Source organism: Cryobacterium fucosi (assembly GCF_004403515.1).
Classification (GTDB): domain Bacteria; phylum Actinomycetota; class Actinomycetes; order Actinomycetales; family Microbacteriaceae; genus Cryobacterium; species Cryobacterium fucosi.
Genome location: NZ_SOHH01000049.1, coordinates 26,130 through 33,653, shown reverse-complemented (window position 1 = coordinate 33,653; position 7,524 = coordinate 26,130). Strand labels below are relative to the sequence as shown.

Annotated in this window: 7 protein-coding genes and 2 tRNA genes; 4 read left to right on the top strand and 5 right to left on the bottom strand. The window is 69.6% G+C overall.

The annotated features are described in order from the left end of the window. Positions 1 to 21: 21 nt before the first annotated feature. Positions 22 to 93 (bottom strand) — tRNA-Gly (locus tag E3T48_RS05385). A gap of 154 nt (positions 94 to 247) precedes the next feature. On the opposite strand from E3T48_RS05385, the gene E3T48_RS05380 reads away from it, so the two are divergent. Next, positions 248 to 320 (top strand) — tRNA-Val (locus tag E3T48_RS05380). A 200-nt stretch (positions 321 to 520) separates the two neighbouring features. Here E3T48_RS05380 and E3T48_RS05375 read toward each other — a convergent pair. After that, positions 521 to 1,996: an acyltransferase family protein gene (locus E3T48_RS05375; protein ID WP_134522802.1), complete on the bottom strand. Its 1,476-nt coding sequence runs from the start codon at positions 1,994 to 1,996 to the stop codon at positions 521 to 523. A 184-nt stretch (positions 1,997 to 2,180) separates the two neighbouring features. Between E3T48_RS05375 and E3T48_RS05370 the strand changes: the two genes are divergently transcribed. Beyond that, the gene (locus tag E3T48_RS05370) at positions 2,181 to 3,152 is read left to right on the top strand and encodes a MinD/ParA family ATP-binding protein (RefSeq protein ID WP_134522801.1); all 972 of its coding nucleotides are present in this window, start codon (positions 2,181 to 2,183) and stop codon (positions 3,150 to 3,152) included. Positions 3,153 to 3,156: 4 nt separating this feature from the next. Next, positions 3,157 to 3,867, top strand: coding sequence for a M50 family metallopeptidase (locus E3T48_RS05365; RefSeq protein WP_241986671.1), 711 nt, complete (start codon positions 3,157 to 3,159; stop codon positions 3,865 to 3,867). On the opposite strand, the gene E3T48_RS17165 is transcribed toward E3T48_RS05365, so the two are convergent. Continuing rightward, on the bottom strand, positions 3,857 to 4,636 hold the full coding sequence (locus E3T48_RS17165) for a DUF4386 domain-containing protein (protein WP_134522799.1): 780 nt from the start codon (positions 4,634 to 4,636) through the stop codon (positions 3,857 to 3,859). The genes E3T48_RS05365 and E3T48_RS17165 overlap by 11 nt on opposite strands. Before the next feature lie 33 nt (positions 4,637 to 4,669). Here E3T48_RS17165 and E3T48_RS17160 point away from each other — a divergent pair, with 33 nt between their 5' ends. Next, on the top strand, positions 4,670 to 5,308 hold the full coding sequence (locus E3T48_RS17160; RefSeq protein ID WP_277613514.1) for a TetR/AcrR family transcriptional regulator: 639 nt from the start codon (positions 4,670 to 4,672) through the stop codon (positions 5,306 to 5,308). Positions 5,309 to 5,353: 45 nt separating this feature from the next. Here E3T48_RS17160 and E3T48_RS05350 read toward each other — a convergent pair whose 3' ends face one another. Continuing rightward, the gene (locus E3T48_RS05350; protein ID WP_134522797.1) at positions 5,354 to 6,076 is read right to left on the bottom strand and encodes a YqjF family protein; all 723 of its coding nucleotides are present in this window, start codon (positions 6,074 to 6,076) and stop codon (positions 5,354 to 5,356) included. Next, positions 6,073 to 7,476, bottom strand: a complete 1,404-nt coding sequence (locus tag E3T48_RS05345) for a flotillin family protein (protein ID WP_134522796.1) — start codon at positions 7,474 to 7,476, stop codon at positions 6,073 to 6,075. The genes E3T48_RS05350 and E3T48_RS05345 overlap by 4 nt, the downstream gene beginning before the upstream one ends. Positions 7,477 to 7,524 lie beyond the last annotated feature (48 nt).

Genomic DNA, 7,524 nt, shown 5'->3' with positions numbered 1-7,524 from the left:
CCTTGCGGCCGATTCAATTCGAGCGGATGACGAGATTCGAACTCGCGACCCTCACCTTGGCAAGGTGATGCGCTACCACTGCGCCACATCCGCAACTGCGCGCATTTCTGCGCGCTTGAAGACTCTAGCCGATACTCCGCCGCATATTCAAACCGAGCCGACACGGCGTGTTGCGCCCCTGTCGATGTGCGCAGCATCCCGGCTCTGGGCTAGTATCAAGACTCGTGGTTGCAGCTCCGGCCACAATGGGCGATTGGCGCAGTTGGTAGCGCGCTTCCTTCACACGGAAGAGGTCATCGGTTCGAGTCCGGTATCGCCCACACATGAGAAACCCCGGTCACCCGGGGTTTTTTTGCGCCTTCGCCGCTCCGGCCGCGCGGATCGTGCAAGACTGACGCGACGGAAGGAGTCGCCTGTGGACGACCCGCGCGCGAACATGGAGGGCAACGGCCTCCTCGGACTCGGCGCCCCTCGGGTTGACTGGTCGAAAACCCCGGGGCGCATGCCGGGATTCTGGCTGTCAGTGGCCGGCATCGCGCTGGCCTCGCCCGTTCCCGCTGCCGGGCTCATTCTTGCGACCATCGGCGTCATGCTCTCCGGCAAGGCCTTCGGCGTCATCCCGGCCGGTGCGCGCGGCCGCAGGCTGACCATCACCGCGATCGTGCTGGCCCTGGCGGCGATCCTGGTGGCCCTGGTCCGCATCCTCGCGTAGCGGCGCCTTCAGCTGCAGCGGCGACTGCAACAGCACCGCAATGGCAAACAACACCTCGCTTGTCACGGCAATGCCCAGGTTGAGGCCGAAGAGCATGATCGTGAACGGCGGGACGATCATCAGCGCGGTCGACACGCCGACGCGCCAGTCGTGCACCTCCGTCTCGGCACCGGCGGGCGACCGGGCCGGATGCTCGAATCGGCCGAACAACGCCGCGACCCCGATCAGGGCGCCCACGGCGGCCGCGAGCACCAGAGGTCGGGTCAGCCACCAGCCCGTGCCGCCCGGGATCGGCTCCCGCACGGGCAGGAGCAGCATCGTTCCCACGATGATCCCCAGAACGGGAAGGTGCCAGAGGTACACCGTCATCATCCGCGCACCGATTCCGCCCACGACGCGCCGAACGACCGCACTCCGCATCAGTCGCTCCAGCTGCGGGCGCGCGGCCATCACCAGTGAGAACTGCCCGAGGGCCAGCACGGCCAGGGCAACAGTCGGCGGATTGAGGTTCTCCAGCATGTTCGCCGGATATGGTCCGACGGTCGTGATCAGACCGAGCAGCGCGTAGCTCGCGCCGGCGAGCGCGAGCAGGAATCGACGCGATCTGCGGCCGAACCAGCCGTCGGCCGCCCACAGACCCAATTGCTGCACGAAGAGCCAGACGAAGGTCATATTGAGCAGGCCGAGTTCCGGCGTGTGCGTCCACATCCGCACGGCGTCGACGATCACCATCGCGCCGCCAAGGCCGATCAGCAGTCGAACAGGCGCGCGCGCGTGCAGCGTCGCCATACCAGGCAGGAAGGCCTGACAGAAGGTGTACGCGGCGAGGAACCACAACGGCGAGACGACCCCGGTCGCGATCTCCTGCACCGTGTCAGGGGACAGCCCGGCCAGGTGCATGACGAGGATGGCCAGCACCAGGAACGCGAACAACGGCAGGGTGGGCCAGGCCAGGCGAAGCACCCGCGCTCGGATGAAGACGGCTGCGGTTCCACCCCGCGCCTCGATCCGGCGCCAGCTCGTCACGCCGGCGAATCCCCCCACAACGAAGAACAAGGGCATGACCTGGGCAATCCAGGTCACGGGCGTGAACCAGGGCTGCAGGGTCAGCGTGCGCTGGACCACCAGCCGGTGGTCGCCGGCAATGGACGCTCCCAGCATCAAAAGGTGCCCGATCACCACGACGCCGAGGCTGGCGACTCGGGCGAGGTCCATCACCGGGTCTCGCGGCGCGAACAGGCCCGAGGCCGCGGCGGCGGCCTGTCGGCTCCTGGCCTTTCCCAACTCCCACCTCCGTTCTGGCGGAGCTGCTGTTGCGCCCCAGTGTGGCACCGAATCGCCCCGGCGTCGCACGCCCACCGCAGGCCGGTTTTGGACGACCGCCGGGAACCTCTTACGGTTGAGGACGTTGAAGCTCCGTTCCCGACGAGGCTCAACACCGATGAATCACGACGGAAAGAGTACGACCATGACGCTGCATACCCCCAGCACCGATGGTTCTCCCGCTCGTGCCGGGTTCCTCAGCCCGCAGCCGCCCGCCAACCCCTCGACAGCGGGACCGGCCCGGCATGGCTGGCAGGGGCGGGTGGTGCGACTGACCCGCGGACGCATCGCCTGCGGCCCGGGTAGCGCCGAGCGTGTGCAGCGCCGGGCGATCGCCGGGGTTCAGGCCGACTTCGACGGCCCGAAGACGATCGTTGTGCTCAATCCCAAGGGCGGAGCGAACAAGACGACCGCGACGTTGCTGATTGCCGCGACCATGGGAATGCACCGCGGCGGGTATACCCTCGCGTGGGACAACAACGAGTCGATGGGAAACCTCGGGGTGCGGGTCATGGCCACCGGCCACACCAACACCGCCCTCGATCTTCTGCAGGACCTGGGCCGTTTCGACAACGGGCGCTCGATTCGACTCGGCGATCTGGACAACTACGTGCACCCCCAGGGGGATGCCCAGTTCGACGCCCTGGCATCCGATCTCGACCCGGCGGGCGTGTCCACCATCGACGGACCGGCATTCCGGCGGCTCTACGCCGTTCTCAGCCGGTTCTACCGCGTCCTGGTTGTCGACACAGGCAACAATATGCGCGCTTCCAACTGGGAGGCCGCGGTCGAGACGGCCGACCAGCTCGTCGTCGTTTCCACGATTCACGAGGACACCGGGTACGGTGCGGCGGCGCTCCTGGAGGGATTGCGCCAGAAGGGACACGCCGACAAGGTCGCACGGGCCGTCACCATCCTCACCGCACCGGCCACGACCGTCGACGCCGCGCTCTCCAGGCGGCTTCACGACCACTTCGGCCAGCTCACCCGGGCCGTCTGCGACGTGCCGCACGACCCGGCCATCGTCGCCGGCGGACCGCTGAACATCCATGCCCTGGCCCCGCGCACCCGCCGGGCCTGGCTGCACGCAACGGCCACGATCGCCGAAGGCCTCTGAGCCGGTGGACGTTCTTCTCGGCCTCTGGGCGCGCATCTGCGCCCCCCAGGACCCGCTCCCCACCGCGACGGCGCTGTTCACCGTCCTCACCGCGGGCTTGTTCGTCCTGGTTCCTGCGCTGTGGCGGCGCGGACGCCATCTGATCACGATCGCGCACGAGGGCGGCCACGCCCTGGTGGCGACGCTGACCGGGCGCCGGCTGGGCGGCATCCGCCTGCACTCTGACACCTCGGGGCTCACGGTCAGCCGCGGACGACCGCGAGGACTCGGGATGGTCCTCACCCTGCTCGCCGGCTACACCGCGCCGGCCCTGCTCGGGCTCGCCGCGGCCACGATTCTGGGCGCCGGCTATGCCAGCGGATTGCTCTGGCTGCTGCTGGTCGCGCTCACGCTGATCCTCGTGCAGATTCGCAATTGGTTCGGGCTGTGGTCGGTCCTGGTGACCGGAACGCTGATCCTCGTGATCACCTGGTTCGGCACTCCCCTGGTGCAGGGAATCGGCGCCCTGCTGATCACGACGTTCCTGCTCCTCGGCGCCCTGCGCACCGCGCTCGAACTGCAGGTGTCCCGCTCCCGCCGCGGAGGACTCTCATCGGATGCCGACCAGCTCGCCCGGCTCACCCACGTTCCGGGCATCGTCTGGGCTGCGCTGTTCGTCCTGGTCGCGGTGCTGTGCGCCGGACTGGGGGCGAGCGTTCTCGGGATCACGCTCTGACGGGGATCCGCAGTTCCGTGGCCGACGCGGTGCCCGCCCCGCGGGCCCGACCGACAGGCCGCACGAGAAGCGTCACCCCGAGAGCGGCCACCCACGGGCCCCAGCCCGAGCTGCCGAGGATGCCGGCCGGCTCCCAGATCGGAAAGCCCGGTACGGCGGTCGCCAGCACCTCGCCCTGGCTGATCAGGTACAGCACTCCGGCCACCAGGCCGAGGGCGCCCAGCCAGCGCGGCAGAACGCGGGTGCGCAGGATGATCACGGAGACGGCAACGGACCACGCGACGGCGAGGACCTGGCCCAGGTGTTCGCCGAGGAGCGCCCCACCGAATTGGTGCTGTGCCACCCAGGCGACGCCGACGGCCGCCCGGGTGCCGGCGTCCCCGGCGACATAGCTGTCCGCCAGAGCAGGCACCACGAACACCCAGCGCAGGAAGCCGATCAACGACAGGAGCACCGAGGCCGCGCCGATCGAGGTCGCCGCCTTGAGCACCGGGTCACCGGCCCGGCCGAGCACTGCGGGCAGGAGCAGGAGGGGGACGGCGAGGATGGCGTAGGTCCACGCCGTCGCGAACCAGGTCCAGACGAGTCCCTGGCCGCCCGCGGCGAAGGCCGGCAGGACCACGTCGGCGGGTTCCCGCAGGATGTCCGGCCAGTCGAAGGTCGAGGTCAGCACCGTCGCGGCGGCGGCGAAGGCCAGGGCGCCCACGACGAACAGTCCGCCGGTGGTGCGCCGGAGGCCCGCGGGCCCTTCCCGCCCGCCGCCCGCCAGCGTCTCCCCCGCAGTTCAGTCACCCCCGAGGGAATCCTCGACGCTGCCGAGCGGGTCTCCGCGCAGGGTTTCGACGCCCTCACGATACGGGCCGTCGCCACGGAATTGGGCTCCTCGCCGATGGCCCTCTACCGCTGCTTCGCAACCAAGGACGAACTCGTCGACGCGCTCCTCGACCGGATCCTCGGCCGCCTCGCCACCCCGGAACCCCGCGGCGACTGGGCAGCGGACCTGGCCGCCTTCGCGCGGGCACACCGGATGCTGCTGGCCCTGCACCCCTGGGCCATCATCCCGCTCTTCACCCACCCCAACCCCGGCCTGAACGCCACCCGGATCGGCGAGCTCGCCCTGGACATCCTTCGCCGCGGTGGGGTTACCGGCGGGGACGCGGTCGCCGACTTCTGCGGCATCCTGGCCCTCAACTACGGTTGGTCGGCATTCGCCACCGCCCGCAGCGCCGCGGCCCGGATCGGCCAGGACCCCGGCCCAGTCATCGGCGCGATGATCGCCGCCCTGCCCGCCGAGCGCTTCCCCCTGACCGTCGCCGTCGCCGACCAGATGAGCGCCTATGGCAGTGATGAGCACTACGAGCGGGCGCTACGGCACCTGGTCAGCGGAATCCGGGACAGCGGAATCCGGGACAGCGCCGCGGTCACCGGCAGTGCCCGGTAGAGCCTCGGCTACAGGCAGGCGTCCTGGTGCGGGACCCGTCTCGGCTCACCCGAACCGAGTGGTCACCCCCGGCGAGTAGAGCACGGAATCGGGCTGACGGCCGGCGACGCCCGGGAACCCGGCCGCAGCGAGAAGGGTGTCGTCGAGCCGCACGAGTTCTGCCCGGAACAAGGGCCACGGCTCATGGTGGTTGCGCAGGTGCACCGTGCGTCCGCGCACAGTGGTGAAAAGCGCCCATCGCGCGGTGAGGAAGTCGGCCAGGGCGTCGCCGACGACGGGATGGTCCGTTGGGCGCACCAGGATTTCGGTCCGGATGGAAGCAGCCAGGTGCCTGCGGGAGGTGTAGCCGAGCTCCCCCACCGCCCTGGCGAGCCCGGTGCGGGACCAGCGGTACGGGATCCGGAAAAGGGCCCGGGCCGCGATCACCGCGGCGAGTCTCGAGGCCTCCAGCGACACGAAGACCACTCCGCGGCGGCCATCGGCATCGACGGCGTACAGACGCACGTTGACTTCGACGAAACTGCCGACGTACGGCACCGGCGGGCTCCCCCAGACCGTCGCCCGGTCCAGCACGAACGGAATCAGGCCGACCCAGCTGCTGCCGTCGTACTCATCCGGAACGAGTCCGGCGGGCAGCAAAGGGGACACCATCGCCGCGTCCACCCGCCAGTGCAGGAAGACCAGCTGTGACCACCGCTGGCTGGCCGATGCGCGGCCCGCCAGGGGCGGCCCAACAGCCGAAATCGGCTCCGGCGCTGCGCGCGTCATCGTGCCGGCTCACCTGCCGGATCGGTCGGTGCCGCTGCCATCGCGAACCCCTGCCCGGCGACCGCGCCGCCGACGAGGCTGCCGAGAAGGTCGCGGATGCCGACCCCCATGGTGGAGGAGAGCACGGCGTCGACCTCGGTGAAGCCCGCGGCCACGTTCTTGCTGAGCTGGCTCGCGCCATCGGTCGAGATGACGGTCAGGTTGTCGATGTTGCTCATCGGCGCCGCGAGCTCGTGGGCGATCCGGGGCAGCATCTCCACCATCCGCAGCTGGATGAGCGCCTCCGACTGCTGGGCGACGGCCTCCGCACTGAGTCTGGTGGACTCGGCCTCGGCCGCGCCGCGGGCGAGGATGGCGTCGGCGTTGGCCTGGCCCTCTGCTCGGATCGCCTCGGCATTCGCCTTGCGGCTGTCCCGGTCTGCGTTTGCCGCGGTCACCGCCGCGTCGGCAGCCGCCACGGCGGTGACCCGGATGCGGTAGGCCTCGGCATCCGCGACGGCGTTCACCTCGGATTCCAGCTCGGCCTTGCGCAGGCTCGCCCGGCGCTGGGCGGTGAGTTCCTGCTCCTGCACGATCGCCTGCTGGGTCTTGGCCTCGGCGAGCGGCCTGGCGCCGGCCGCTTCGGCGGCGGCCTTGTCGGTGTCGAGCTGCAGGGCCGCGCGGCGCAGCGCGAGGGTGTTCTGGGCGACGGCGATGGCCTGTTCGGCGGCGATCGCGGCCTCCTGGGCCTCCCGGTTGGCCTGGTGCTCGGCGACCTCGGCCTGGCGGCGCACCTTGGCCTGCTCGGCGCGGCCCATGTCCTTGATGTAATCGTTGGCGTCGCTGATGCCCTTGATCTCGAACGAATCCACGTCGAGGCCCTGGTTGGCGAGCGATTCGCGGGCTGTGGCGAGCACCGAGGCGCCGAGTTCGTCGCGTTTCTGGATGATCGTCATCACGTCGGTCGCGCCGATCGAGGAACGCAGTGAACCGGACAGCACCTCGAGTGCGAAGTTGTCGATGTTCTTGTCCTGCCCGAGGAAGCGCTGGGCGGCGGCGCGGATGGCATCCGGGTCGTCGCCGACCTTGACGATGGCGACCGCTTCGACCGTCAGGGTGATACCCATCTTGTCCTGGGCGATCGCCGTGATCTCGATGGCACGGCTGCGCAGGCTGATCTTGAAGGCCTTCTGGAAGAACGGGGTGATGAACACGCCCTGGCCGTGCACGACCCGCTGCCCTGACTGCTCGAGGGTGGCGCCGTCGACGATGGTTTTCTTCGACTTCTTGCCGGTGATGATGAGCGCCTCGTCCGGGCCGGCGTTCTTGTAGATCGACCGGGCGTAGAGCAGCACGATCAGGAAGGCGACGACCGCCAACACGATGAACCCGGGAATGGGACTGAGCAGGAAATCAAACATTGGATCCTTCCGGTGTCCGCCCTTGCAGCGGCAGTGCTGACGCACCGG

Bases quoted from the DNA above. Each gene is read 5' to 3' on its own strand.
- E3T48_RS05370 (WP_134522801.1), top strand. From the start codon at position 2,181: ATGACGCTGCATACCCCCAGCACCGATGGTTCTCCCGCTCGTGCCGGG.
- E3T48_RS05350 (WP_134522797.1), bottom strand. From the start codon at position 6,076: ATGACGCGCGCAGCGCCGGAGCCGATTTCGGCTGTTGGGCCGCCCCTG.
- E3T48_RS05345 (WP_134522796.1), bottom strand. From the start codon at position 7,476: ATGTTTGATTTCCTGCTCAGTCCCATTCCCGGGTTCATCGTGTTGGCG.